The 26,053-nt window shown below is 69.1% G+C and carries 19 protein-coding genes; 11 read left to right on the forward strand and 8 right to left on the reverse strand.

All coding sequences use genetic code 11. From position 1 onward, the window contains the following. Positions 1 to 156: 156 nt before the first annotated feature. Positions 157 to 795, reverse strand: a complete 639-nt coding sequence (locus tag ACGHC0_RS01750) for an MBL fold metallo-hydrolase (protein WP_415267275.1) — start codon at positions 793 to 795, stop codon at positions 157 to 159. Between the two features lie 475 nt (positions 796 to 1,270). On the opposite strand from ACGHC0_RS01750, the gene ACGHC0_RS01755 reads away from it, so the two are divergent. From ACGHC0_RS01755 to ACGHC0_RS01775, 5 genes are all read left to right on the forward strand, one after another. Further along, entirely contained in the window at positions 1,271 to 6,349 is a 5,079-nt protein-coding gene (locus tag ACGHC0_RS01755; protein WP_415267276.1) for a carboxypeptidase regulatory-like domain-containing protein, read from the forward strand. Beyond that, positions 6,346 to 9,600, forward strand: a complete 3,255-nt coding sequence (locus tag ACGHC0_RS01760; RefSeq protein WP_415267277.1) for a transglutaminase domain-containing protein — start codon at positions 6,346 to 6,348, stop codon at positions 9,598 to 9,600. Before ACGHC0_RS01755 ends, ACGHC0_RS01760 begins: the two co-directional genes overlap by 4 nt. A 314-nt stretch (positions 9,601 to 9,914) precedes the next feature. Further along, positions 9,915 to 10,469, forward strand: coding sequence for a hypothetical protein (locus ACGHC0_RS01765; RefSeq protein ID WP_415267278.1), 555 nt, complete (start codon positions 9,915 to 9,917; stop codon positions 10,467 to 10,469). A gap of 507 nt (positions 10,470 to 10,976) precedes the next feature. Further along, positions 10,977 to 11,423 (forward strand): hypothetical protein, encoded by a 447-nt coding sequence (locus ACGHC0_RS01770; protein ID WP_415267279.1) that lies wholly within the window; start codon positions 10,977 to 10,979, stop codon positions 11,421 to 11,423. Between the two features lie 2 nt (positions 11,424 to 11,425). Then, entirely contained in the window at positions 11,426 to 12,337 is a 912-nt protein-coding gene (locus ACGHC0_RS01775) for a bifunctional GNAT family N-acetyltransferase/nucleoside diphosphate kinase regulator (RefSeq protein ID WP_415267280.1), read from the forward strand. Positions 12,338 to 12,367: 30 nt separating this feature from the next. Here ACGHC0_RS01775 and ACGHC0_RS01780 read toward each other — a convergent pair whose 3' ends face one another. Continuing rightward, a complete protein-coding gene (locus tag ACGHC0_RS01780; protein WP_415267281.1) occupies positions 12,368 to 12,892 on the reverse strand; it encodes a GAF domain-containing protein in 525 nt (174 codons plus the stop codon). A gap of 47 nt (positions 12,893 to 12,939) precedes the next feature. Here ACGHC0_RS01780 and ACGHC0_RS01785 point away from each other — a divergent pair, with 47 nt between their 5' ends. Further along, on the forward strand, positions 12,940 to 13,869 hold the full coding sequence (locus ACGHC0_RS01785; protein WP_415267282.1) for a LysR family transcriptional regulator: 930 nt from the start codon (positions 12,940 to 12,942) through the stop codon (positions 13,867 to 13,869). Positions 13,870 to 13,963: 94 nt separating this feature from the next. Further along, entirely contained in the window at positions 13,964 to 14,731 is a 768-nt protein-coding gene (locus ACGHC0_RS01790) for a TSUP family transporter (RefSeq protein WP_415267283.1), read from the forward strand. A 296-nt stretch (positions 14,732 to 15,027) separates the two neighbouring features. On the opposite strand, the gene ACGHC0_RS01795 is transcribed toward ACGHC0_RS01790, so the two are convergent. Continuing rightward, complete coding sequence (locus ACGHC0_RS01795; protein WP_415267284.1) at positions 15,028 to 15,924, reverse strand: LysR substrate-binding domain-containing protein; 897 nt, start codon at positions 15,922 to 15,924, stop codon at positions 15,028 to 15,030. A gap of 119 nt (positions 15,925 to 16,043) precedes the next feature. Here ACGHC0_RS01795 and ACGHC0_RS01800 point away from each other — a divergent pair, with 119 nt between their 5' ends. Together ACGHC0_RS01800 and dkgB are read left to right on the forward strand one after the other, a co-directional pair. Continuing rightward, the gene (locus ACGHC0_RS01800) at positions 16,044 to 17,246 is read left to right on the forward strand and encodes an MFS transporter (protein ID WP_368353755.1); all 1,203 of its coding nucleotides are present in this window, start codon (positions 16,044 to 16,046) and stop codon (positions 17,244 to 17,246) included. A gap of 59 nt (positions 17,247 to 17,305) precedes the next feature. Beyond that, positions 17,306 to 18,139 carry a 2,5-didehydrogluconate reductase DkgB gene (dkgB, locus tag ACGHC0_RS01805; protein WP_368353756.1) on the forward strand — a complete coding sequence of 278 codons (834 nt, stop codon included), beginning with the start codon at positions 17,306 to 17,308 and terminating at the stop codon, positions 18,137 to 18,139. A 16-nt stretch (positions 18,140 to 18,155) separates the two neighbouring features. On the opposite strand, the gene ACGHC0_RS01810 is transcribed toward dkgB, so the two are convergent. The 5 genes from ACGHC0_RS01810 to ACGHC0_RS01830 all read right to left on the reverse strand — a co-directional run bounded on the left by ACGHC0_RS01810 (position 18,156) and on the right by ACGHC0_RS01830 (position 22,600). Continuing rightward, complete coding sequence (locus ACGHC0_RS01810) at positions 18,156 to 18,491, reverse strand: DUF2218 domain-containing protein (protein ID WP_415267285.1); 336 nt, start codon at positions 18,489 to 18,491, stop codon at positions 18,156 to 18,158. After that, the gene (locus ACGHC0_RS01815; RefSeq protein WP_415267286.1) at positions 18,488 to 19,342 is read right to left on the reverse strand and encodes an ABC transporter ATP-binding protein; all 855 of its coding nucleotides are present in this window, start codon (positions 19,340 to 19,342) and stop codon (positions 18,488 to 18,490) included. The genes ACGHC0_RS01810 and ACGHC0_RS01815 overlap by 4 nt, the downstream gene beginning before the upstream one ends. Then, entirely contained in the window at positions 19,339 to 20,313 is a 975-nt protein-coding gene (locus ACGHC0_RS01820; RefSeq protein WP_415268378.1) for a FecCD family ABC transporter permease, read from the reverse strand. Before ACGHC0_RS01820 ends, ACGHC0_RS01815 begins: the two co-directional genes overlap by 4 nt. 104 nt (positions 20,314 to 20,417) lie before the next feature. Further along, on the reverse strand, positions 20,418 to 21,428 hold the full coding sequence (locus ACGHC0_RS01825) for an alpha/beta hydrolase (protein WP_415267287.1): 1,011 nt from the start codon (positions 21,426 to 21,428) through the stop codon (positions 20,418 to 20,420). Continuing rightward, positions 21,425 to 22,600, reverse strand: a complete 1,176-nt coding sequence (locus tag ACGHC0_RS01830) for an ABC transporter substrate-binding protein (protein ID WP_415267288.1) — start codon at positions 22,598 to 22,600, stop codon at positions 21,425 to 21,427. Before ACGHC0_RS01830 ends, ACGHC0_RS01825 begins: the two co-directional genes overlap by 4 nt. Positions 22,601 to 22,792: 192 nt before the next feature. Here ACGHC0_RS01830 and ACGHC0_RS01835 point away from each other — a divergent pair, with 192 nt between their 5' ends. Beyond that, positions 22,793 to 23,767, forward strand: coding sequence for a helix-turn-helix transcriptional regulator (locus tag ACGHC0_RS01835; RefSeq protein ID WP_415267289.1), 975 nt, complete (start codon positions 22,793 to 22,795; stop codon positions 23,765 to 23,767). A gap of 159 nt (positions 23,768 to 23,926) precedes the next feature. Next, entirely contained in the window at positions 23,927 to 26,053 is a 2,127-nt protein-coding gene (locus ACGHC0_RS01840) for a TonB-dependent receptor domain-containing protein (protein ID WP_415267290.1), read from the forward strand.

The following is a 26,053-nucleotide window of genomic DNA, read 5'->3' on the forward strand; positions in this document are numbered from 1 at the left end:
GAGGCTTTTCTTTCACGGTGAGGCCGTGGCCCGCCATCGATCGGAAACGACCGATTGCGCGGTGCCGTCAGGCCTGCCTGGAAGAATGCCCGTACCCCGCTCTCGGGGCGTTGACCGGCATCAAGGCCGGGTGGATACCCGGCCGTGGAGGGCCGCTCAGGTGCCGCCCACGTAGGGGTTGCTGCGCCGTTCGCGCCCGAAGGTGCTCTCCGGCCCGTGTCCGGGAATGAACACCGTCTCGTCGCCCATGGGCCACAGGCGCTGCACGATGCTGTCGATCAGGTCCTGGTGGTTGCCCTGGGGGAAGTCCGTGCGGCCGATGCTGCCGGCGAACAGCACGTCGCCCACGAAGCAGCGCTGGATCTGCGGCGCATGGAACACCACGTGGCCAGGCGTGTGGCCGGGGCAGTGGCGGACGTGCAGCGTCTCGTTGCCGATCTGCACCGTGTCGCCGTCGTGCAGCCAGCGCGTGGGCGTGAAGGGCCGGGCGGGCGGGAAACCGAACATCGCGCTCTGCTGCGGCAGCCCGTCGATCCAGAACTGGTCGCCCGGGTGGGGGCCCGTGATCGGCAGCGAGAGCCGCTCGGCCAGTTCGCCCGCGCCGCCGGCATGGTCGATATGGGCGTGCGTGAGCCAGATCTGCTCCAGCCGCAGTCCGCGGCGCCCCACCTCCGCGAGCACCTGGTCGAGGTCGCCGCCGGGATCGATCACGGCGGCCGCTTGCGCGCCGTCGCACCAGACGAGCGAGCAGTTCTGCTGGAAGGCGGTGACGGGGTGGGTGTGGTAGTGGAGCATGGATGAGAAAGATTTTGCAGCTATCAGCTTCAAAAAGGCTTTGCAAGAGTTTGTGTGGAATTTGTTTTCGGTCAGCGAGGTTGTGCAAATTGTCACAAGTAGCGTAATTATTTTGGTTAGTATCCGCACCGAAAATAATTGCAACAACTCTGCATCCGCTGTTAAGGGAGGTAATCGGCATCCGCCGGTTAAGCAACGCTTTGCACGCGCATCGGGGTCGAGGGTCTCAATAATGCGTGTGCCGGGAATGGGTTGCGTGGCAAAAGCCGCGCGGCGCTGGTTGTGCTTTGCTTTGCTGTCTGTATGTCCCGCCCTGGTTTGGGCGGATACATCCAGTGGACTTGCATGGCTTCAGAGGCAGGTGCAGGCGGCGGGGCCGTGGACGAGCGTCTCCAGTTCCGCAACGGCTTCCCAGAGCCAATGCGAAGCGGCCCGCACGCTGCTGGAGTTTTCGGATCCGGCCCGGGCTGTCGCGTTGACCGCTGCCCTGGATGCGGCGCCCCTGGCCGAGACAGCGACCGAGGTGCTGGCGTGCACGCAATGGCTGCAGCAGCAACAAAACCAGATTTCTCGCACTTCCGAGCTTCAAAGCCGGCGGGCGGATTCCGGTGGTTTTTCCACTTTCGCCGATCTCAGCGGGCCCAGCCCGCTGGATACCGGCTGGGCCTTGCAAGCAATGGCCACCCAATGGAGCGCCATCCAGGCTGAGCCCACCCTGGCCTGGCTGCAGCAGCAACAAGCCGCCAACGGCAGCTTCACTGTGGGGGGACATGCCGATCTGCTGGGCACGGCCATCGTTTTGCGCGGCCTGCAGGCCCACCGCCAGCGCTCAGCGGTTGCCGTGGCCATCGCCGACAAGGCAGCGGGTTACCTGCTGGCCCAGGCCGACCCGGCCGGGAATTGGCAGTCCGATGCCGGAGTCACCGCGCTCGTCTATGAAGCCGTGCATCCATACAGCGGCGCTGCACCGAACCTGGGGGCGTCCGTCAAGGCGTGGCTGCTGGCCGCGCAAGGCGCCAGCGGCGCATGGGGCAATGGTGATCCCTGGGCCACGGCTCTGGCCCTGCGCGCGTTGGCGCTGGCTGAGCGCCCGGCCATCCATCCTGCCCAGGCCGCATTGCGCGTGCAGTTCGTGGACGCCCGCAACGGCAGTCCCATCCCCGCGGTGCAGCTCGCCGGCCCGGGAGGCAGCGGCATCCAGGGATCGAGCGATGCGTCGGGCCGGATCTACCTGAGCGGACTGGCTCCGGGTGCCTATACCCTCACCGCGAGCAATGCCGGCTACAGCACGGTACAGATGTCGGCCACCCTGCGTGCAGGCCTCGTGACGGACCTGGGCATCCTGCAGATGCTGGTGCCGGGCAACAGCGCCACCGCCGTCCTCAGCGGCACCGTCAGGGACAGTGCCACCGGATTACCCCTGAGCGCGGTGGCCGTCACGGTGGCCGCGCAATCGCTGAGCGCCGTCACCGATGCCACAGGCCGTTATCTCATCGGCGGCGTGGCCCCCGGCACCGTCAGCGTGCTGGCCCGCAAGGCCGGCTACCACGACGCTTCAGGGCAGGCAGACGTCCTGGCAGGACAAACCCTGGATTTCTCGCCCGCATTGGTGCCGGGCCAATCCGGAGGCCCGGGAGGAGCGACCGATTGCCGCATCCTGGGCCGAGTCACCAGCGCCGCCGATGCATCGCCGATTGCAGTTGCCTCCGTCTCGCTGAGCGGGGCCAATACGGGCGCCGTGCTCACGGGTGCCGACGGAGCCTACGCATTGACTGGCCTCGTGTCCGGCGATACGCGCATCACCGTCAGCCAGGCAGGATACGGTTCTGCCGAGGCCAACACCCGGCTCGCCTGCAGTGCACTGAGCAACACGGCGGTTCAATACGCCCCCAGGCTCTATCCAGGTAGCCAGAGCCCGCCGGACGCGAACAGCGCCAGCGTGAGCGGCATCGTCCTGGACGTTCGCGACAACCGGCCGATTGCCGCGGCGCAGCTGTCCGCCACGACCAGCACGGGCATCGTGCGTAACACGGCCAGCCAGCCGGACGGCCGCTTCGCGATCGGTGGCCTGGATGGAGCCAGCGTGCAGCTCACGGTCACGGCCACGGGCTACGCAGGTACCACGGCCAGCTACCTGCTGCAGCCTGCCCTGAACAGCGACCTGGGACAGTTGCGCCTGCGCCCGCCGCAGACTGATGAACTTGCCATGGACCTGCAGGTGCAGGCCGTCAAACGGCACACCCTGCAGACCGACCCGCAAACGCTGCGCGTGCTCGGTGCGCTCCAGGTGCAGATACGGAATGCAGGCACGCAGCCTGCCCCGGGAAACATACCGGTGCTCGCTTTCCTGGACGTGGACGGCAACGGTGCCTACGACGCCGGCACGGATGCCGTGCTCGGCCAGGCAACGATGGCTGCAGCGTTGGCGTCAGGGCAGTCACAGGCATTGGAGATCGTGGTCGCGGGCATGCTGCCCTTCCGGGATGCGCCAATCCACGTGATCGTCGATCCGGCAGGTGCGATCCCCGAGAGCAACAAGTCCAACAACGTGCGCTCCAGTGCGCAGGATGTGCTGTTCACTCCGGCCACCGCAGCGTTCTCGCCCAAGCTCAAGTGGCACTGGGATGGCAGCAATTCGCCGTACCCCGACTACAACCAGGTGATGATGGCGCCCGTCGTCGGGCGGATCATCGATACCAACGGCGACGGGCGCTTGAGCGTGGACGATATGCCTGTGGTGGCGTTCACGTCGTTCACCGCCTCGCAGGGATACAACAACGTGGCCACGATCCGTGTCGTCGATGGCAGGACGGGCGCCCACCTGTTGTCCATCCGGGACGACTCCATCTCGGCGATCGCCAATCTGGCCCTCGCGGACCTGGACGGCGACGGAACGCCGGAGATCATCGCCATCACCCGGGACTACCGCGTCGTGGCCTTCCGCAACACCGGCGAGCGGTGGTGGGTGTCCGATGTGACGGTCGCCAGCTCGGGCAGTCCACCGTGGGGCGCTCCGTACGTGGCGGACATCGACCGCGATGGAAAGCCGGAGATCATTTTCGGCCTCACCGTCCTGAACTTCGACGGCACCACCAAGTGGCGCGCCAACGGGCCCTATGTCGGCACTTCGTATGAAAGAAACGGCGGCTTCTCGATCCCCGTCGCGGCCGACATCGAAGGGCGAGGCAATGCCAATGTGATTTTCGGAGGCTCGCTCTATTCCGCCGATGGATCGCTGGTGTGGCAGGCTCCGATGGATGGGTACACCGCTGTCGCCTCCTTCGATGCAGGCCGGCAGCCCTCGATTGCCATCGTCCATTCGGGCCAGCTCTCGCGCATCGGTGCGGACGGACAGGTGCTGTGGACAACCGCCCTGCCCGGCGGGGGCACGGGCGGGCCGCCCACCATTGCCGACATGGATGGCGACGGCATCCCGGACATCGGGGTCGCGGGCTCCAATGCGTACTCGGTGTTCCGGGGAGACGGGTCGCTGCTGTGGAGCAAGCCGTCACAGGACTGGTCTTCGCAGATCACGGGTTCGACCGTTTTCGACTTCGATGGCGACGGGGTGGCCGAAGTGCTCTACTCCGATGAAATCAAGCTGCGGGTCTTCAAGGGGCCGACAGGCGAAGTGCTCTGGGAGCAGCCCAATACGTCGGACACGACACTCGAATATCCGTTGGTGGTCGATGTGGATGCCGACGGGCATTCCGACGTGCTGGTGGTGTCCAACGACTTCGGCTGGCTCATCAATGCGACGGAGCGTTTCCATGGCGTGCGGGCTTTCGAGGACGTCAACAACGCCTGGGTGCCCACGCGCAGCGTCTGGAACCAGCATGCATACAGCATCAACAACATCAACGACGACCTGAGTGTTCCGCGCGACCCTGAGCCGAGCTGGAAGAACCACAACACCTTCCGGCTGAACCGGCGCATGGATGCCGATCCCCGTGCCATCGCGGACATCACGGCCAGCTACGTGCGCGTGGTGGACGGTGGGGCGCAGACGGCCTCGCAGATCGTCGTGCGCGTGGGCAATGCCGGCTCCTACCAAGTGCCCGCGGGCACGCCGGTGGCCATCTACAACACCGACCCTGCACTGGGCCAGCCTGCAGTGCAGGCCCTGGTGGCGCAGGGCGTCACGCAGGGCGTGCTGCCCACGGGCGCATACGAAGACCTGGCGATCATCCTGGCCCGGCCGCTGGCCCAGCTCAGCCCCACGGGTACCGTGTGGATCGTCGCCGACGACGACGGAACGGGCCGCCACACCCTCGCGGATTTCGACCGTGGAAACAACGTGGCCGCGGCCGACCTGGGCGCCATCGCCACCCACCTGCTCATCACGGTGGCCACGGACAAGCCGCTTTACTCGGAAGCCGATACCGCCAGCTTCACCGCCACGGTGCGCAACGCAGGGAGCTTCGGCCGCAGCGCACTCGTTCGTTTCACGGTGCTGGATGCTGCAGGCCAGTCTGTGGACATCCTGCCGCTGGGCGCTGCCGCCCTGCTGCAACCGGCCTCCAGCGGCCAGGTGCAGGCCCCCTGGTCGGCCGCCGCGGTGCTCGCGGGCAACTACCAGGTCCGGGCGGAACTCGTCACGCCGCAAGGCCTCGTGTATGGCACGGCCAGCGCGCCTTTCGCCGTGAGGGCAGGTACCGGCACGGGCGCTGTGGACAACAGCCTGAACAGCGCACGCACCAGCACGGACCGCAGCCGGTACAGCACGGCGCACCCCGTTTTCATCGACTCGCGGATCGCCAACCTCAGCGCCAACCTCCTGCAGGAAAACCTGCGCGCCGTGACGCAGGTCATCGCGCCCGGCGGACAAGTCGTGCTCACGCACACCGAAGACATCGCCCAGGCCGTCCCGCGCAGCCAACGCAAGTATGGCTACTACCTCCCTGCCGGCAGCCTGGTGCCGGGCACCTACCAGGTGCGCATCAGGCTCTTCGGCCCCGCCAGCTACCAGGGCGCGACCCGGTTGGCGCTGGCCGTCAAGTCGAGCGCCCGTGCCGATACCTCCGATGTCGAACTGGCCTCCAGCACCGCCACTTTCGTGATGCTGGACGCGTTGCAGGGCAGCACGGGCGTCACGGGGCAGCTCGGCGCCGCGCCTGCCACCGTGACCGTGGGTGCCGCGTCCGCACTGCAGCTGAGCGTGGCCAATAACGGTACTTCGGCCATTGCGGGCGCGACGGTGCGCGTGCGCGTGCTGGACCCCGGCACGGGCACGCCCCTCGCTGTCTTCACCCAGACCGGCGTGCAACTGCCTGCGGGAACGGGCGGCCAGTACAGCTGGAACTGGGTCTCTTCAGGAACCGCGGGCAGCGTGCTGCCAGTGGCGGCCACCATCGAGATCGCGGGGACCGAGCAACCCCTGGCGCAGGCCACCGTGACGCTCATCGCCGCGACCGCGCAACCGCCTGTCGAGCTCCGGCCCGTGCCCCTCGACGGGCGATGGCTGCTCGCGCTGCTTCTCCTGATGCCTGCCATCGCACATTGCTGCACGCGCCGCCGCCTGCCCGCGCGCGCGCCTTTCCAAAGCCAACCATGAGCCACGCAACCCCGAGCATGAGCGCCTCCCCCAACACCCGGATCGCATGGCACCCCTGGCTGCGCCCGGTAGCCCGCACTGTGATGGCGGCCCACTTGGCACTGGCCCTGCAGCCCCTGAGCGCACTGGCCCAGGACGGCACACCTGCCGTCCCGCCCGCAGCGCAGCAGCAGATGCAGCGCCTGGCGCAGTGGCAGCAACGCATGGAGTCGGCCCGGCTGGAGCAGGCGCGTGTGGCGCAGCCGCCCGGTGCGATCGCGACCGACCGCACCAGCCGCAACCTCACCCGCGTGCACGAACTGCTCAGGGGAATCAAGGCACGCATCGAGCAGCCCTCTGCCCGCGCAACCGGACGCAGCGGATCCACTCCGTATGCGACAAAGGCCGGGCCGGATACGGGAGCGGCCAGCGAAGCAGAGCAGGCGCAGATCACCGCCCTGCTGAATGCGATCGATGCCGACACCGACGCCGTGCTGGCCGATTTCGCGTCCATGCGCCAGCAGCTCCAGGCGCAGGGCGTGGGCGCGGAAATCCTGGCCCGCCACGACGAGGCCCAGGCGGAGCTGGACAGGCGTGCAGGCGAACTGCGCGGCCTGATCCAGGCGTGGCGCCAGGCACCGGGCGCGGCCGCCCTGGCAGCACTGGATGCCTACTTCGAGCGGTATCCTGCTGCCCGCACCAGTGCACCCGTCGATGCCGGCAAGCTCCCCTGGCGGACGCCGCAGCCCAACCCGCGCGCGCCCGCCGAGAGCAAGCTGGCCTGGTTCGAGAACCTGCACGGCAAGCAGCAGGTGAAGCTCGCCCAGGCAGGGGGGGGCAACAGCCTCGGCCTGCAGTTCACGATCCCGCCCGAGCCCGGGCAGGCACCCACGCCCGAGGACCTGGCGGAAACGGCGGAAGTCACCTTCACGGCCGCCATCCGCGCCAAGGCGCAGGAACTGGGCAACAACCCCGTCGCCATCCAGAACTGGGTGCGCAACACCATCGAATGGGTGCCCACCTGGGGGGCGATCCAGAGCGCGCAGGACACGCTGGACAAGCAGCGCGGCAACGCAATCGACATCGCAGGCCTGCAGATCGCGCTGCTGCGCGCGGCCGGCATTCCGGCACGCTACCAGTTCGGCACGGTGGAGATTTCTGCCGCGCAGGCGATGAACTGGATGGGTGGCGCGGCGAACGCACAGGCGGCCCTGCAATTGATGAACCTGGGCGGTATCGCGGCCCGGGGCCTTGTCCAAGGCGGCGGCATCCAAAGCATTCGCATGGAGCATGCCTGGGTGCAGGCATATGTGAACTGGGCGCCCGGGCGCGGGAGCCGCAACGCCACCGCCACGCAGCATCCGAACCCCAACGCCGGCCTCAATGCCTGGGTGCCGCTGGATGCGAGCTTCAAGCAGTACGACCATGTGGCAGGCATGGACCTGCAGGCCGCCGTGCCCCTGGATGCGCAGGCACTGCTGAACGCTGCCCGAAGCGGGGCCACCGTCAATGAACAGGAAGGCTGGGTGCAGAACCTGAACCAAGCGGCCATCCAGAGCCAGCTCACCGCGTACCAGAACCGCCTCAAGGCCTACATCGACACCCGGAAGCCCGACGCCACCGTGGGCGACGTCATCGGCAGGAAGATCATTCCGCAGACGGTGCACAGCGTGCTGGGCGGCGTCACGCCGCTGGTCCTGATCCAGGCCGGCCAGCAGAGCGCCACGGTTCCTGCCGGGCTGCAGCACCGGTTCAGCTACCAGCTCAGCGATGGCTGGGGCAACGAGTTGCTGAGCTACTCGGCACCCACGAGCCGCCTGGCGGGAAAACGCCTGACCCTGAGCTATGTGCCCGCGGACCAGGCGACCACCGACCTCATCGCCAGCTACCTGCCCAAGCCGCATGCGGACGGCAGCCCCATCCAGCCCAGCGAACTCCCCACCAGCCTGCCGGGGTACCTGATCCGGCTCAAACCCCAGATCAGTCTTGAAGGGCAGGTGGTGGCCCAAAGCACCAGCGTGGTCACGATGGGCACCGACCTGCAGGGCCACGGTGGCTTCACCCAGTTGTACGACCCGACGCAATGGGACCTGAGCCCGGACGCGAGCCACGTGGCGGGCCAGGCCACGGCCATTGGCATCAGCGCCGGCGGCATCAGCGCGCGGCAACTGGATGCCTTGAAGGGCCGGCTGGAACAGGCCAAGGGGCTGCTGCAGGCCGGCAGTGTGGAAGGCCTGACGGGCGAGCGCCTGAGCGGCGACCTGCTCACCGCCGTGATCTGGAGCTGGTTCGCGGCCACGGAAAGCCACAGCCGGCTGAGCCAGCGCGCCGCCGGCATGGTGGAGAACCCGGGGCTGAGCTACGGGCTGTTCCACGCGGTGGCGCAGCCGGTGTACAGCTGGGGCGTGGTGCGGCGGGTGGAGTTCCCCGGCGTGAACATCGACATCGGGCACATGCGCAACCTGGCCTGGTCGCGGAGCAACGACAAGGCCCAGTGGGTGGCGTACAACCGGATGCGTGGGCAATACATGAGCGCGCTGGAGCACGCGGTGCCGGAGCGGTTCTTCAGCGATCCGGCGAAATGCAACCTGGCAGGGAGCGCCAATCCGGTGGCCGGGCTGCCGGAATGTCCCCAGGGCATCAGCGCGGTGAAGGCGCTGGGGCTGGCCGCGCAGCAGGGCCAGAAGATCTACACGATCACGCCGCAGGTCTATGCGAACCAGCCCAACATCGTGAACACGGCGCTGGTGGCGCACAGCCCAAGCACGCGGGCGAAGGTGCAGGCAGCGCTGGACGAGGGCAAGGAGGTGACCATCCACGAGGCGCCGATTGCGCAGAGCGGGTGGGTGGGGGCGGGGTTTACGGTGATTGAAGAGGGGACGGGGGCGGGGGCTTACACGATTGAAGGGGGCAGTAATGGAGGGATATTTATATTCAGCGCTTTGATAATGCTCGGATTGACAGTGGTGGCTATATTTAGTGCCGGTGCATTGGGAGGCGCTGCGGTTGCGACTATAGCTGTCGGATTAGTTCTTACCCTTGGTCTTGCTGTTACTGGTCTTTCTCTAATCGGAGCTATTGATAGCAGTTGGTGTCGATGGGGGTACGGTTTGACTGTAGGAACACTCGTGGCGAATGTCGCAGCTTTAGGTTTGGCAGCGGCTGGCAAAGGGGCAGGATTTTTTACGCAATTTTTCCTTAACTCAAATATTCAGAGGGTTCTTGGTGGGCTGCTGGGGTTGTTCTCTGTTGGAAGGGTTTGCGGTATATGAAGGAGTTGCTGTGAAGGTGTTTTTCGCTTTGATTTTTTGCTTGTCGTTGTTGGTAAACTATTTTGCTTGGAAATATTTGGCTCAGCCTTGGGATTTCTTGGTAATGGTGATTTCTGTAGTGGTTGCGTGGTCAGCTTTTAAAAAACTAATTAAGCCATCCAGAAATGCAAAGAGAAATAATGGCGAGCCGCTCTAGCTAATTCAGCACACAGCAGGCATGTGTAGAGAACCCGGGGCTGAGCTACGGTCTGTTCCACGCGGTGGCGCAGCCGGTGTACAGCTGGGGCGTGGTGCGGCGGGTGGAGTTCCCCGGCGTGAACATCGACATCGGGCACATGCGCAACCTGGCCTGGTCGCGGAGCAACGACAAGGCCCAGTGGGTGGCGTACAACCGGATGCGTGGGCAATACATGAGCGCGCTGGAGCACGCGGTGCCGGAGCGGTTCTTCAGCGATCCGGCGAAATGCAACCTGGCAGGGAGCGCCAATCCGGTGGCCGGGCTGCCGGAATGTCCCCAGGGCATCAGCGCGGTGAAGGCGCTGGGGCTGGCCGCGCAGCAGGGCCAGAAGATCTACACGATCACGCCGCAGGTCTATGCGAACCAGCCCAACATCGTGAACACGGCGCTGGTGGCGCACAGCCCAAGCACGCGGGCGAAGGTGCAGGCAGCGCTGGACGAGGGCAAGGAGGTGACCATCCACGAGGCGCCGATTGCGCAGAGCGGGTGGGTGGGGGCGGGGTTTACGGTGATTGAAGAGGGGACGGGGCGGGGGCTTACACGATTGAAGGAGGAAGCCAAGGAGCTTGGTTGGGGGGCTTCGCCCATGGAGTTTCTTTTGCTGCGACGGTGGCTATATTGGTTACCGTAGCAGGGACTTCCATTGGGACATTAGGTGTTGTTGGTGGAGTTTTGGCGTCATTAATATTGGCAGCAGTATTTTTTGCCATTCACCTTATTGTGCTGGAGCTCGCGACTAGAGGTATGAGTGATGAGCAACTGGCTTGTTACAACGGAGGATTTGGTGCAGGAGGCGCGGTATGGGGCATAGCAGCCGCAATGCTTGCAGCTTTTATTCCCACTGTTTCTGCTGCAGCGGTTGCACAAGGCGCCGCTGGAGTAATGCTGGCTGTATATAGTATCCCTGGATTAGTGGCCGGAATGGAACTTCCGTCAACCGATCGCCCTAGTTGCTTTAAATGATGTACTATATTTTTGCATTCATTGTTATATTTTTTGTTGGCTATACGTCTCTAGGGTTGGGTCAGAAAAGGCGCCTTGGGCTAGCGAAGAAAATAGATTACATTTTATTTTTAATTTCAATGATTCTGTTCGTTTTTATGCTTTATTTAATTAAAAAATAGTACCTACCACTTGATTGATAGCCGCCGAATTGAATTCGGGCGCGAGCCACGTGGCAGGCCAGGCCACGGCCATCGGCATCAGCGCGCGGCAACTGGATGCGTTGAAGGACCGTCTGGAACAGGCCAAGGGGCTGCTGCAGGCCGGCAGCGTGGAAGGCCTGACGGGCGAGCGCCTGAGCGGCGACCTGCTCACGGCCGTGATCTGGAGCTGGTTCGCGGCCACGGAAAGCCACAGCCGGCTGAGCCAGCGCGCCGCCGGCATGGTGGAGAACCCGGGGCTGAGCTACGGGCTGTTCCTCGCGATGGCGCAGTCTATGTACAGCTTCACGCCGGTGCCGGCTTACCGTGGCGCCGCCTGGCCATCGCCCCTACAGCGCCCTAGAATCCCGCTTCCCCGAAAGAACCGCCATGGCCCGGGGCCATGGAAGGCTTTCATTCATTCTCGCAACCCGATGGGGTGAAGATGAACAAGCCTTTCATTTCCCTGTGCCCGGAGATCACCCGGGCCCACGCGCTCTTGCTGATGGACTGGCTGGAAGACGAGGGCGTGACCCGCTACCTGAGCGATGCGCGCGATGTCTCCCGGTCCATCGGGCAGGTGGTCGGCCGGGTGCAGCTGCCGGTGCTCACGCATCTGTTCAACCAGGGCGGCCGGTTCTTCATGGCCTGCGACCGGCACGACATGCCCGTGGGCTTCGTCCGCCTGGTCAAGGACGGACCGGACTGCGAGATGGTTCTGGCCATCGGCGACCGTGCCAACTGGGGGCGCCGGCTGGGGGCCAGCGCGATCCGCGAAGGCATGAAGCTCGCTTTCTTCGACATGCGTGCCGAAAGGCTCATCGCCAAAATCCATCCGGACAACGCGCGGTCGCTGAACGCTTTCCTGCGCAGCGGATTCGCGCTGCACAGCGAAGGGCCTTCGGTGACGTCCCTGGCCATGGGCGCGGACCGCTATCTCCGGCTCCTGCGCGAATGCCCCGCGGCTGGCACTCCGGCCATCCACGTCACCGAGATCGACGAAGCCCGGCTCCGGGAGCTTGTCGCGTTCCACCAGGACCCGGAGATCTTCGAGCTGGAGCACGAGATCGAGCGGGCCACGGTCGTCGATCCGCGGCAGGTGGCGGAGGACGTCGTCACGATGAATTCCAGGGCCCTGCTGGAGGTGGACAACGAAACGGTGGAAGTGGCGCTGGTCTATCCGCAGGATGCGGACGAGGCTGCAGGCAGGCATTCCGTCTGCTCGGGCCTGGGCACGGCGATCCTGGGCTACCGGGAGGGCGATGCCTTCCGCTGGCGGATCGCGGACCGCACGCGCCGCATCCGTGTGCGGAAAGTGCTGTACCAGCCGGAAGCCCGGGGCGATTTCCACCTGTAGGCCGCAGCGGCGCCGACGGCGCCGGCCTGCTCAGCGGGCGGAAGCCGGCTTTCCGGAACCAGGCTCGAGCCGCGATGCCAGCAAATCGGCCGTGTACCGCAGTCGGCCGATGTCGGCTTCCGGGTGGACCCCCCTGCTGAAGCAGCACAGCGTGCCATAGACCCCGCCCCCCGGCAGGCGCACCGGCGTGCTCAGCAGCGTGCCCACGGAATACCCCGGATTCGGGGCCTTCCCCGCCTTGACGTAGGCGGCAGCGTTCTCCACGCGTTCCGGCAGCCGTCCCTCGATGACGTGCTGGCACCAGGTTTCCTCGACCGGGTCGGACGTGCCTGCCGGAAGGGGATCGAAGCCCGGGGCATGGTCCACGGCCTGGATCGTGCGGCGCCCGTCCGCGATCTGCGACACGAAGGCCACGTCCATGTCCAGCCGCGTGCGCAGCAGGCGCAGCACCGCGGGCACGGCCGAGGGAAGAGCGGGGTCGGCGGAATCGCAGGTGGCGACCAGCAGTTCCGAAATCTTCACGTCCAGGTCGTCGGGGTCGTAGTCCAGGAACATGCCGGCCAGTCTAAGCCCTTGCCCGCGGCGGGTGCAAGAATGCCCGCATGCTTACCCACCGGCAGTTGCGCTATTTCGTGGAGATCGTGGATGCCGGCAGCTTCAGCCTGGCGGCCGAGCGGCTCTTCATTGCCCAGTCGGCGCTGAGCCGGCAGGTCCGTGAGATGGAGGACGCCCTGCAGGCCCGGCTGCTCGAGCGCGGGACGCGCCACCTCGAGATGACGGCCGCCGGCCGGTCGCTCTACACCGATGCCCGTGCGATCCTGTCCGCGCTGGAAGCGGCTGCTGCGCGGGTCGTCCATGCGCAGCACGGCACCGAAGGCACGCTGCGGCTCCTGCACTCCAGTTCCGTTCCGCTCGCGCCGCCGCTGCTGGCCGTGCTGCGCGCGCATGCGCGCGACTGCCCCGGGGTGTCCGTCGAGGTGTCGCAGGCCTCCTCCGAACACCAGCCGCTCGACATCAGCGAGGGACGCGCCGACGTGGGGCTGGCGCGCGCGCCGATCCTGCGCCGCCATGCCGGCGTGCAGTACGTGCCGCTCTACGATGAGCCGCTGGTGGCCGCGGTGCCCGAGGGGCACGCGCTGGCGCAGCGCGCGGGCGTCGGCTTCGCGGAGTTGCGCGGGGAGTGTTTCGTGGCCACTCCGCACCTGGAGCGCGGCGGCCTCAGCCACCGGGTCGCGGAACTGTGCCGCGACCACGGGTTCCAGCCACGCGCGGCCGTGGTGCGTTCACGCAAATGGGCGCAGCTGGCACTGGTCCAGGCCGGCTTCGGCATCGCCGTCGTGCCCGCATCGATGGGCCGGCTCGCGCCGCCGGGCGTGCGCACGGTCTCCCTGGAAGGGCCCGGCTGCACCAGCAACGTGATGGCCCTCTGGCGCGACGACGCACCGGCCGTGGCGATGCGTTTCGCCGAGCGGCTGCGCGCCGCGCCGTGGGCCGGCGCCACGGACGAGACCCCGGCCGGCGTCCCCAGCTGATTTCGAGATAAGTGGACGCCGCATTCCATATTGGCGCGCACCGGCCCCCGCCGGTAGATTGGGCGGCTTCTTCCTTCCTGCCCAGCTTCGCACCGTGGATGCCTTCCAGTCCCTGTCCCTGCCGCTGCCACCCTGGCCCCTGCTCGTCGTCTGCCTGGGCGTGGCGGTGGCCTATGTCATCTTCGGCATCGCCGGTTTCGGCACCGCGCTGGTGGCCGGGCCGGTGCTCGCGCAGTTCGTGCCCGTCGCGACCATCGTGCCGTTGCTGGCGCTGCTCGATTTCGCCGCCGCGGGCGTGAATGTCGCGCGCGACGGCAAGGCCGCCGATACGGCCGAGCTCCGGCGGATCGTGCCGGCGATGGCGCTCGGCAGCCTCGCGGGGGCGGCGCTCCTGCTGCTCGGGCACCCGGATGCGCTGCTGCTCGCGCTGGGCGTCTTCGCGGTGGCCTACGCTCTGTACACGCTGAGCGGCTACCAGGCCGGCACGGCGTTCGGCGCGGGCGCGGCCTGGCCGTTCGGCCTCGTGGGCGGCGTGTTCTCGGCCCTGTTCGGCAGTGGCGGCTTCCTCTACGCCATCTACCTCGGCGGCCGCATCGCGGAGCCCGCGCGCTTCCGCGTGACCCAGTCCACGCTCATCGGGTTGTCCACGCTGACGCGCGCCGTGCTGTTCCTGCTCGCGGGCGTCTATGCGGACCGCGCGATCCTCGTGCTGGCGGCGGTGCTGGCGCCGGCCATGCTCCTGGGCACCGCGGTGGGCCGCCGCGTCACCCTCGCGCTACCGCGCGCGCAGTTCCTGCGCATCGTCAGCGCCGTCGTCCTGTGTTCGGGGGCGGCGCTGATCTGGCGGTATCTGGCGCGGTGATCGCCGAAGGGGCCGGGCCTGCTCGCGGGCGTCGGCGCTCAGCTCGGAGCAGTGGAACGCCTGCCACACCAGCCTGTCCCGTTCCTCGCAGAACCAGAAGCAGATGACGGAGCCGTCGCCGTTGTCGCAGGTCACCAGCATGCGGGTGTTCCCGTTCCGGGAGCGTACGTACATCCCGGGGCGGAGGAAGGGAATGTTCTGTGTGCGCATGGCGCCATTGAAGCGCCGCCGGGCCGTGCGGCCTTGCGCTCGCGCAAGCCTGCCCGCAGGACCCGGCGCGGTCCTACAGGGGCGCCTCAATGTCCGGGCCCGGCCAGCCGTGCGGCCAGGAAATCGAGGAAGCAGGCGATGCGCGAAGCGAGTTGCGTGTTGCGGTAGTACACCGCGCTGATGGGTTGCCGCACGTCGGCCGTGTCCCGGGCCAGCAGTTGCACGAGGTCGCCGCGTTCGCGGTCCCGCGCGGTCATGAAGTCCGCCAGGCAGGCGATGCCGGCGCCCTGCAGCGCCAGCTGGCGCAGGGTTTCGCCGCTGGAGGCCGCGATGTCCGGCGTGGCGGTCCAGGCGTCGCCATGCGGGCCGCGCAGGGGCCAGAGGTTGAGCGCCTCGGGCTGGGTGAATCCCAGCAGGGTGTGCTGCGCCAGGGCCGCTGCCGACTTCGGCCGGCCGTGCGTGGCCACGTAGGCAGGGCTGGCGAGCACGCGCAGGCGGCTGGAGCCCAGCGGGCGCGCGTGCAGCGTGGAGTCGCGCAGGGCGCCGATGCGGATGGCGACATCCGTGCGCCGCTCCAGCAGGTCGATGTTGCGCTCGTCGGTGTCCAGTTCCAGGGCGATCTGCGGGTAGGCATCGCGGAAGGCCGGCACCAGCGGTGCCACCACGTGCAGCATGAACGGCGTGGCGGCGTTCACGCGCAGGCGTCCCGCGGGCTGGTGCCGGCGCGCGGCCATGTGCTCTTCCGCCTCGTCCAGGGCCGCGAGGATGGCACGGGCACGCGTGAGGAAGGCGTGGCCTTCTTCCGTGAGCGCGATGCGGCGCGTGGTGCGGCGCAGCAGCGTCGTGTCGAGCTTCTTCTCCAGGCGTGCCAGAGCCCGGCTGACGCCCGATGCCGTCTGGTCCAGCTGCGCGGCGGCGGCGGTGACGGAGCCGGCGTCCACCACGGCGGCGAAGGCCTGCAGTTCTTCCAGGGTGGTTTTCATGAGGGCGGATTGTTGACTGCGAGGCAAATATATTCTGCCGATCACGGGCTTTTTCCGCAAAGGTGAAGCGCCCACACTCCTGGCATCGATCTTTTTCTGTGCCCCAAGGAGTGCTTCCCATGCCCATTGCCCTGTTCGCGCTGACGCTCGGCGCCTTCGCCATCGGCACGACGGAATTCGTCATCGTCGGGCTGCTGCCCACCGTGGCCGCGGACCTCGGCATCGGCCTGCCCTCGGCCGGCCTGCTCGTCAGCCTGTATGCGCTGGGCGTGGCCGTCGGCGCCCCGGTGCTCACCGCGCTCACCGGCCGGCTGCCTCGCAAGGCCCTGCTGCTGGCGCTCATGGCGCTGTTCACCGCCGGCAACCTGCTGGCCTGGCAGGCCCCGGGCTACGGCACGCTGGTGGCCGCGCGCGTGCTCACCGGGCTCGCGCACGGCGTGTTCTTCTCGATCGGCTCGACCATCGCCACCGGCCTGGTGCCGCGGGAGAAGGCCGCCAGCGCCATCGCCACGCTGTTCGCGGGGCTCACGGTGGCGCTGGTCACCGGCGTGCCGCTGGGCACCTTCATCGGCCAGCACTTCGGCTGGCGCGAAACCTTCCTCGCCGTGGCGGGGCTCGGCATGCTGGCCTTCGCGGGCAGCGCGCTCTTCGTGCCGCGGCGCATCGCGCACGTGCCGCCGGCCTCGCTCCTGCAGCAGGCCCGCGTGCTGGCCGAGCCGCGGCTGCTGCTGGTCTATGCCAAGACGGCCATCGGCTACGGCGGCACCTTCATCCCGTTCACTTTCCTCGCGCCCATCCTGACCGGCGTGTCGGGTTTCAGCGAAAGCGCGGTGGGCTGGGTGATGCTGGTGTACGGTGTCTCGGTGGCCGCGGGCAACCTCTGGGGCGGCCGGCTGGCCGACCGCCTGGGGCCCATCGCCGCGCTGCGCATCATCTTCGCGCTGCTGGCCGCCGTGCTGCTGCTCCTGCAGTTCACCGCGCCGCATCCCTGGCTGGCCGTGGGCACGGTGCTGCTCTGGGGCGCGGTGGCCTTCGGCAACGTGCCGGGCCTGCAGCTGTACGTGGTGCGCCAGGCCGAGCGCGTCGCGCCGCAGGCCGTGGACGTGGCCTCGGGCCTGAACATCGCCGCGTTCAACCTGGGCATCGCCGGCGCGGCGTGGGCCGGGGGACTGATCGTGACGCACCTGGGCCTCATGCACACGCCCTGGATCGGCGCCGTCGTGGTGCTGGGCGCGCTGGCGCTCACCCAGGCCAGCGGCGTGCTCGACGCCCGCGGCGGGGCTGCCGTGCGCGGGGGGCGTCCGGCGGCCGCGGGCCACTGAGGCGCGGGGGCCGGCCCATCCATTCATTCGTTCATTCATTCACCGACAAGGAGTTTTCCATGCAGGCATCCGCTTCCCTCTCCACGCAGCCGCCCGTGCCGCCTTTCGGCATGGGCACGTTCCGGCTCAAGGGCCAGGCCGCCATCGATTCGGTGGCGAATGCCCTCGACCTCGGCTACCGCCATGTGGACACCGCGCAGATCTACGGCAACGAGGCCGAGGTGGGCCAGGCGGTCGCCGCCAGCGGCGTGGCCCGGGGCGACCTCTACCTCACCACCAAGGTCTGGACCGACCATCTCGCCGCCAGCCGGCTCGTTCCCAGCCTGGAGGAAAGCCTCGAAAAGCTGCGCACGGACCATGTCGATCTGGCGCTGATCCACTGGCCCTCGCCCGGCGGTGCCGTGCCGCTGGCCGAAAGTCTGGAAGCGCTGGCCGAAGCGCGGGCCCGCGGGCTCGCACGGCGCATCGGCGTGTCGAACTTCACGGTGTCGCTCCTGCGCGAGGCGGTGGCCGCCGTGGGGGCAGACATGATCGCCACGAACCAGATCGAGCTGCACCCCTACCTGCAGAACCGGGCGGTGGTGGATTTCGCGCGCAGCCAGGGCATCCACATCACCTCCTACATGACGCTGGGCTACGGCCAGATGCTGCAGGATGCAGAGATCCAGGCGATCGCGCAGGAATGCAGCGCCACGCCGGCCCAGGTCGCGCTGGCATGGGCGATGCAGTCGGGCTTCGCCGTGATTCCTTCGTCCACGCGCCGCGAGCATCTGGCCTCCAACCTGCGCGCCACGCAGTTGCGGCTGGAGGAGACCCATAAGCAGCGCATCGCCGCGCTGGACCGCGGCGGCCGCCTGGTAAACCCGGAAGGGCTGGCGCCAGCCTGGGATTGAGGCCGTTGCCCGGGCTTCAGAAGCGAGCGTTGCTGCCCGTGTCCGCGTTCGTGCCCCCATCCGCATGCACCGGGGCGTCCCACACCACCCGCATCGGGCTCTTGCGCGAGAACAGCTCCACGTGCGAGTCGATGGCATGCTGGACACGCGAAAGCGCCTCGGCGTCGTCCGCGCTGCATTCGAAGGACAGTTGCCCGGCGTCCGCCCGCAGCACGCATGCGCCCCACGGAAAACGCGCGTCCCCCCGCGTCGCGTCATATTCGACCGGGATCTTGCGGCGGAAGTGATAGCACAGCCGGGTGAGAAACCGGCTGGCTTCGGCGGTGGCCATGCGGCCGTGGCGCGTGATCATGGAGATGTGGTGTCGTGGGAACGGAAGGCGCTCGCGGCGGCGCCGGCCGGGGCCAGCGCTTCGTCGGCGAGCACGACGGGATGGCCGAGCGAGCAGCGCTCCACGCGCGCCCGCACGCCGTAGGCCTGCTGGAGCAACTGCGGCGTGACCACGTCGGCAGGCACGCCATCCGCCAGGATGCGGCCCAGGCCCAGCACCAGGATGCGGTCGCAGAAGCGCAGGGCCAGGTTGAGGTCGTGCACGGCGATGAGCGCGAGCGTCTGCCCGCCGTCCACCAGCGCGCGCACGGTCTGCAGCACCGTGAGCTGCCAGCGCAGGTCGAGCGCGCTGGTGGGCTCGTCCAGCAGCAGCAGGCGGGGGGCACGCACCAGCACCTGGGCCAGGCCCACCATCTGGCGCTGCCCGCCGGAGAGCTCGTCCAGCCGCCGCAGCGCCAGGCCGTCGAGCCCCAGGTCGCCCAGCACGCGGGCGAGGGCGGTATCGGCCCGTGCGCCGGCGAGGTCCGGGCGGCCCACGCGCAGGGCGCTCAGCATCGATTCGTGCACCACCAGCGAGGTGGCCTGCGGCAGTGTCTGCGGCAGGTAGCCCACGCGGCGCAGCCGTTCGCGCGGCGCGAGGCGTGCCAGGTCGGCGCCGTCCAGCCGCACGGTGCCGCGCGCGGGCTGCAGGCCCGCGATCGCGCGCAGCAGGGTGGACTTGCCCACGGCATTCGGGCCCACCACGGCAGTGAGCGTGCCCGGCGCGGCGCGCGCGGGCGCGATGTCCGAGAGCACGGTGCGGCCCGGGTAGCCCACCTGCACCTGCTGCAGCACGAGGCCTTCCTCTGTGCGGTCATGGGTCGCCGCACTCATGCCTGCCGCCTGCGCGCGAGGATCAGCGCCATGAACATCGGCACGCCCACCAGCGCGGTGATGATGCCGATCGGCAGCACCACGCCCGGCACCAGCGCCTTGCTGAGGATGGAGGCGCCCGCGAGCATCAGCGCGCCCGCGAGCGCGCTGCCGGGCAGGTAGTAGCGGTGGTCTTCGCCCACCACCAGCCGCGCGATGTGCGGCCCGACCAGGCCGACGAAGCCGATCGTGCCCACGAACGACAGCGCGGTGGCTGCCAGCAGGCTCACGCGCAGCAGCGTCACCAGCCGCAGACGCTCCACCGCCACGCCGAAGCTGCGCGCCTGCTCCTCGCCCGCGCGCAGCGCCGTGAGCGACCAGGCGTGGCGCGCCGACCAGATCCCGCAGAACGCGAACACCGCACCCACCAGGCCGATCTTGTTCCAGGTGGCGCGCGACAGGCTGCCCATGGTCCAGAACACGATCTGCTGCAGCGCGTTGCTGTCGGCGATGAACTGCAGCAGCCACAGCAGCGCCTCGAAGGTGAACAGTAGCGCGATGCCGAACAGCACCACCGTGTCCACCGTGGCGCCGAAGCGCCAGGCGAGAAACTGGATGAGCAGGGTGGCGCCGGTGGCCGCGGCGAAGGCGCACAGCGGCACGGCCAGGTTCTCGCCGAACGCGGCCAGCGTCAGGCCCGAGACCACGGCGACGGACGCTCCCACGGCCGAGGCCGCCGAGATGCCCAGCGTGAACGGGCTGGCGAGCGGGTTGTTGAGCACGGTCTGCATCTCCGCACCCGCCAGCCCCAGCGACGCGCCCACGAGCACGGCCATGGCGGCATAGGGCAGGCGCACCTCCCAGAGGATCACGCGCTGCTCTGCGGGCAGTGCGCCGGGCCGCAGCAGGCCGGCCCACACGTCGGCCAGCGGAAAGGTGGAGGGACCGGTGGAGACGTCCACCGCGAACGCCAGGGCGAGCGCCGCGGCCATGGCCGCGAGCACCAGCAGGCGCGCCGCGGCGAAGCGCCGGTAGCGGCGCGCGAGCGCGGTGCCGGCCGCGGCCTGCGCATCCGACGCCGGAGGGGCGGCAGGGGTCACGCAGCGGCCTCCTGCAGTGCCAGCGCGACGGCGCGTACCGCCGCCGGGGCCATGGTGCTGCCGTGGTCCTCGTCCTCGAACCGCACGAAGCGCGTGCGCAGGCCCGGCACGCCCTCCAGGTGCCGCGCCCAGTCCTGCGGCGTTCCCCCGGCCTGGCGCTGGCGCACGATGGCCGCACGCGCGTGGTCCGCAGGCGGCACCGGCGGCGTGCCCTCGCGGCCACCCGCCGTCATCAGCAGGTCGATGCCGGCGGGCGGCAGCGCGCCGGCCCGGGCCGCGGCGACGAAGCGATCGCGCTCGCGCGTCAGCGGCCCGCCGCGCCACCACACCGAAGGGCTGGCGGCGCAGTAGCGCGTGAACAGGGCGGGGCGGGTAAAGAGCGCATGCAGCGCCAGCAGGCCGCCGTACGAATGGCCGAACAGCGTCTGCCGCCGCGGGTCGAGCGGAAAGCGCCCGGCGATCCAGGGGCGGATGCGCCCGTCGAGCAGGTCGAGGAAGGCGTCGGCACCGCCCTCGCGGCGCCCGAGCGGATCCACCAGCGGCACATCCGCGTTCCCGGCATCGTCGCCCTGCAGGGGCGGCGTGTAGTCGTAGGCGCGGGCCGTGGTGTCCAGCACGCCGGGCGTGGCGTAGCCCAGTCCCACGACCACCGCCGGGAAACGCGCGGCCATGTCGCTGCGCGCGCCGCGGTTGCGCACCAGTTGCGCCACGATCGGGAACAGGATGTTGCCGTCCAGCACGAAGATGACGGGGTAGCCCTGGGCCGGCGGCGGCGCGATCGGCTCCGCCACGAAGATGCGGTGCACGTGGCCGTTCGCGGCCCAGTCGATCTGCCGGGTGCCCGGCATGGCGAAGGCGGGCGCGCCGTCCAGCGGCGGCAGGGCCGTTTCCGGCCGGCGGGCGGCGGCGGAGGGCTGCCCGGCCGCGCAGCCCGCGAGGGCGAGCGCCGCGTCGGCGCCCGCGCACAGCAGGCCGCGACGCCCGGTGGAGGGGATGCCCGCGCTCATCGGGCGAGTTCCGTCCAGTAGGTGCCTTCCAGCGCGAACGGCTGGAAGCGTTCGGTCAGCGTGCGGAAGGTCTCGCGCGGATCGACGTCTGCGAACAGCTCGGGGTGCAGCCATTTGGCGAACACCTGTACCGCGACCACGTTGAAGGGCGAGTTGTAGAAGTGGTGCCAGATGGCGAAGGCACGTCCCTCCTGCACGGCTTTCAGCTGGGCGATGCCGCGGCGCTGCACCGCGCGCGCGAGCGAGGCGCGCGCCGCCTCGGGCGTGGCGTCGGCCCCCAGCACGATGCGCAGCGGCATGTCCCGCGCCGTGGCGGCAGAGCCGATGCCGGTGCCGATGTAGAAGCGCGGCTGCCGGGCGATCAGCAGCTCCGGGTTCAGCGTGCCGAACTCCCCGGGGATCAGTCCCTTGCCGATGTTGCTGCCACCCGCGGCGTCCAGCAGCATGCCGACGAGGCCCACCATCGTGTCGCAGCAGCCCTCGGACAGGCCCACGCGGTTTTCCAGGAAGACCGTGGGCGCCTCCGGTTTCGCGCGCGCCAGCCGGTCCGTCACCACGGCCAGCTGCGCCTTCCAGACCTTCACGAAGGCGTCGGCTTCGGCGCGCCGGCCCAGCACCTCGCCCAGCAGCTTCATGCTGCGGGGCGTGTTGCGCAGCGGGTCGTGCCGGAAGTCGATGAACACCGCGGCCACGCCGGCCGCCTCCAGGCGCGCCAGCGTCTCGCGGTCCCGCTCGCTCGGGCCATGGCCGCCGGCCAGCCCGAGGATCGCCACCTGGGGCCGCAGCGCGATCGCCTGCTCGTCGCTGAAGCTGCCGCTGCTGGTGCGCCCCACGCGCGGCACCTGGTCGAGATGCGGAAACCGGCGCGCCCATTGCGCGTAGCCGGGCGCATCCAGCTTCTCGAATTCGCCCATCATGCCCACGAGCCGGCGCGTCGGGTCCTCGCGGTCGAAGACGGCGAGGGCGGGCAGCAGCCGGCCCTCGCCGAGCAGCACGCGGTCCACGCGGGCCGGCAGGCGGACCGTGCGCCCTGCGAGGTCGGTCACCTCGATGGAGTCCGCGGAAGCGGGTGGCCGTGCCTGCCCGGCCGCGGGCAGGGCCCACAGGCCGGCGGATGCGGCCAGGGCGCCGCAAAGGGCGCGGCATACGGAGCGGCGGAACGGAAGTCTCATGGTGGCGTAGCGAATGCGGGGGGTTGTATTGAGAACCATTTGTATTATCGATCGCGGCCTGATAGCATCCCATGCACTGCGGTCCGAGGTGTTTGCCCCGCCAACGAAGATGTTTGCGGCGGCCCCGTTCCGGCCCCTGCCTCCGCGGCCGCGCCGCTTTCTTCCCGTTGCCCCTTCCCGCCGCTGTCCCCCGTGCCGCCGTCGTCCGTACCCGCCGTCCAGCCCATCGCGCCCACGCCCGGCGCGCTCGCCGCCGAGCCGGCGCTGCGCGCGCATTTCCAGCGCATGCGGCAGCTGCGCCCCGGGCTGCACCTGCACGCCGACGACGCCCGCGACGAGCGCGACCTCGTCGCGCAGTCCGAAATCGAAGAGGGGCTGCGCATCGTGCTGTTGCTGGAGGGCACGGTGGACGTGTCATACGGCCCCGAGCGCGTGCGGCTCACGGGCCGCGCCGGCCATGCCAGTGCCATGCTCGTATCGGTGGCCGAGCGCGAGCGCTTCACCCGCCGCGCCCGCCAGGGTTCCTACGCGCGCCGCGTGAGCCTGGGCCTGGGCTGGGACTGGATTGCCCAGGCGCTGGGCGAAGGCAGCGATCCGCAGGAAGCCCGCGGCCAACTGGGCGAATTCCGCCGCCGCCACCTCGCCATCCAGCGGTGGCAGGCCTCGCCGCGCGCCGTGGCGATCGCCGAGCAACTCGTGCGCCCACCGGTGCTCGAACCGCTGCTGCAGCACCTCTACCTGGAAAGCCGTGCCCTCGAACTCATCGGCGAGGCGCTCGGCACGCTCTACCGCAACCCCGCCGCGCCTCCGCCCCCCGCGGTCGCGCCCGCCGCCCTGCGTCCTCGCGAGCACCAGCGGCTGCGGGAACTGCACGCCTTCCTCGGCTCGGGCGAGGCGGACCAGTTCTCCCTCGACGAGATCGCGCGCCGCGCCGGGGTGAACGCCAACACGCTGCAGCGCCAGTTCCGCTCGGTCTATGGCACCACGGTGTTCGACTACCTGCGCGACTGCCGGCTGCAGCGCGCCCGCCAGGCCCTGGAGCGCGATGGCCTCTCCGTCGGCCAGGCGGCCATGGTGGCCGGCTATACCAGCGCGGCCAACTTCGCCACGGCGTACAAGCGCCGTTTCGGCCTTTCGCCCAAGCAGGCCCGCAGCCGCGTCTGGTAATCAGGGCGCGGCGGGCGGTGCCTGGCAGCCCCGCGTTCCCGGCTCCCGCGCAAACATCTTTGTTGTCCCGGCAAACCACTGCGCCGGCAGCGCGTGGAAGAATCGTTTCAGAAAGTAATGCGAATCATTCCTGAAACCATCGCTCCGCAACGCCGCGCCATGCACCTTCTTCCTGCTTCCAAGACCTTCCGCCGCCGCGCTTCGCCGCTCCATCCCTGGCTGGCTGCCGCCCTCGCGGGTGCCTGCGCCGCCGCGGGCGCCCAGGCCCAGGCCTCCGACACCGCCGGCGCATCCGCCGACACGCCTGCGCTCGGTACGGTGGTCGTCACCGCCAGCGGACGCGAGCAGCAGGTCAAGGAGGCCCCCGCGAGCATTTCGGTGATCACGCGCGAGGAACTGGACCAGCGGCCCTACGCCACGCTGCAGGACGTGATGAAGGACCTGGAAGGCGTGAGCGTGGTGGGCGCCAGTGCCAACGAGAAGGACATCGTCATCCGCGGCATGCCCGGCGAATACACCCTCATCCTCGTGGACGGCAGCCGGCAGGGCACGCGCGAGACCATGAACCGCGGTACCGCGGGCGTGCAGTCGAACCTGATCCCGCCGCTGGCCGCCATCGAGCGCATCGAGGTGGTGCGCGGGCCGATGTCGTCGCTCTACGGGGCGGACGCGATGGGCGGCGTGATCAACATCATCACGCGCAAGGTACCGAAGCAGTGGAGCGGCACGCTGGAGGTCGGCGGCATCCGGCAGGAAGACCGCAGCCAGGGCGACTCCACGCTGGCGGACTTCTGGGTCGGCGGCCCGCTGCGCGACGGCGTGCTGGGCGTGCAGATCTACGGCAAGTCGCGCCACCGCGGCGAGGACGACATCTTCTTCCCGCTCAACTCCACCAGCGGCAACTTCGGCAACCGCGACGAGGAACTGACGGCCAGGTTCACCCTGAAACCCTCGGCGGGCCAGGAGTGGACCTTCGAGGCCGGCCAGGGCCGCTTCACGCAAAAGAGCACGCCCGGCCGCACGCTCTCGCCCACCGCCTCGGCGACCACCGTGGTGCGCACCGAACACGAGCGGCGCCACTGGGCGATCGCCCACGACGGCCGCTGGGATTTCGGCACCACCTCCGTTTCGCTCTACCAGGAGGTCGGCCAGCAGACGCAGTGGCGCACGGGCGGCCGCAACCCGGTGGCGCCCGAGCTGACCAACACGGTGCTGGACGGCACCGCCACGCTGCCGCTTGGGCGCAGCGTGCTCAAGGTGGGCGGCCAGGCCACGCGCAACGAACTGACCGGCATTGCCGCGCAGGACGCCGCGCCGGGCGGCTACGGCGCCAACGTGGACCGCGTGAAGCTCAATGGCTGGGCGCTCTTCGCGGAGGACGAATTCTTCGTGACCGACCGCTTCACCGTGACGGCCGGTGCGCGCGTGGACGACGACGACCGCTACGGCCGCCACTGGACCCCGCGCCTCTACGGCGTCTACCAGCTGGCCCCCGCCTGGACGCTGCGCGGCGGCATCGCCAAGGGCTTCAAGGCGCCCACCATCCGCCAGAGCACCACCGGCTATTGCATGACCACCGGCGGCGCGGGCGGCGCCACGCCCGGCACGCTCTGCGGCGACGGCGGCCTGAAGCCCGAGACCAGCCTCACCCAGGAGATCGGCCTGCGCTTCGACCAGGGCGGCAGCAACGTTTCGGCGACCTTCTTCCACAACGCGTTCAAGAACAAGGTGGCCAGCTACGACACGGGCGTGCGGGACCCTCGCTCGGTCGGCCGCAACATCTACGTGTACGACAACATCGACCGCGTGACCCTGCGCGGCCTGGAGCTCGGCGCAGGCACCACGCTGGCCCGAGACTGGAAGGTGTCGGGCAACTACACCTTCACCGACTCGCGCCGCAAGGGTGGCGGCGAGCCCGCCTTCAACGGTACGTCGCTGGAAGGCCGCCCGCTCGACAAGACCCCCCGCCACGTACTCAACGCCCGCGTGGACTGGACGGCCACCGGCCAGCTGTCGCTCTACGCCTCGGCCAGCTACATCGGCAAGCAGTACTGGGCGGCCTTCCGCAACGCCGCGCTGGGTGTGCGCGAGCGCGGCGCCTCCACCACGCTGGACTTCGGCGGCCAGTACGCCTTCCATCGCAACCTGTCGCTCAAGTTCGCGGTGCTCAACCTGACGGACAAGGTCGTGCCCGTGGACGCGCGCTCCCGCACGGGCGGGCTCGACGGCAACTGGATGGTGGACGAGGGGCGGCGCCTGTTCGTGGCGCTCAACGCCTCGTTCTGA

This window comes from Acidovorax sacchari, from assembly GCF_042847045.1.
GTDB lineage: Bacteria > Pseudomonadota > Gammaproteobacteria > Burkholderiales > Burkholderiaceae_C > Paracidovorax > Paracidovorax sacchari.

Bases quoted from the DNA above. Each gene is read 5' to 3' on its own strand.
- ACGHC0_RS01750 (WP_415267275.1), bottom strand. From the start codon at position 795: ATGCTCCACTACCACACCCACCCCGTCACCGCCTTCCAGCAGAACTGC.
- ACGHC0_RS01760 (WP_415267277.1), top strand. From the start codon at position 6,346: ATGAGCCACGCAACCCCGAGCATGAGCGCCTCCCCCAACACCCGGATC.
- ACGHC0_RS01775 (WP_415267280.1), top strand. From the start codon at position 11,426: ATGAACAAGCCTTTCATTTCCCTGTGCCCGGAGATCACCCGGGCCCAC.
- ACGHC0_RS01780 (WP_415267281.1), bottom strand. From the start codon at position 12,892: ATGTTCCTGGACTACGACCCCGACGACCTGGACGTGAAGATTTCGGAA.
- ACGHC0_RS01785 (WP_415267282.1), top strand. From the start codon at position 12,940: ATGCTTACCCACCGGCAGTTGCGCTATTTCGTGGAGATCGTGGATGCC.
- ACGHC0_RS01795 (WP_415267284.1), bottom strand. From the start codon at position 15,924: ATGAAAACCACCCTGGAAGAACTGCAGGCCTTCGCCGCCGTGGTGGAC.
- ACGHC0_RS01800 (WP_368353755.1), top strand. From the start codon at position 16,044: ATGCCCATTGCCCTGTTCGCGCTGACGCTCGGCGCCTTCGCCATCGGC.
- dkgB (WP_368353756.1), top strand. From the start codon at position 17,306: ATGCAGGCATCCGCTTCCCTCTCCACGCAGCCGCCCGTGCCGCCTTTC.
- ACGHC0_RS01810 (WP_415267285.1), bottom strand. From the start codon at position 18,491: ATGATCACGCGCCACGGCCGCATGGCCACCGCCGAAGCCAGCCGGTTT.
- ACGHC0_RS01815 (WP_415267286.1), bottom strand. From the start codon at position 19,342: ATGAGTGCGGCGACCCATGACCGCACAGAGGAAGGCCTCGTGCTGCAG.
- ACGHC0_RS01820 (WP_415268378.1), bottom strand. From the start codon at position 20,313: ATGGCCGCGGCGCTCGCCCTGGCGTTCGCGGTGGACGTCTCCACCGGT.
- ACGHC0_RS01825 (WP_415267287.1), bottom strand. From the start codon at position 21,428: ATGAGCGCGGGCATCCCCTCCACCGGGCGTCGCGGCCTGCTGTGCGCG.
- ACGHC0_RS01830 (WP_415267288.1), bottom strand. From the start codon at position 22,600: ATGAGACTTCCGTTCCGCCGCTCCGTATGCCGCGCCCTTTGCGGCGCC.
- ACGHC0_RS01840 (WP_415267290.1), top strand. From the start codon at position 23,927: ATGCACCTTCTTCCTGCTTCCAAGACCTTCCGCCGCCGCGCTTCGCCG.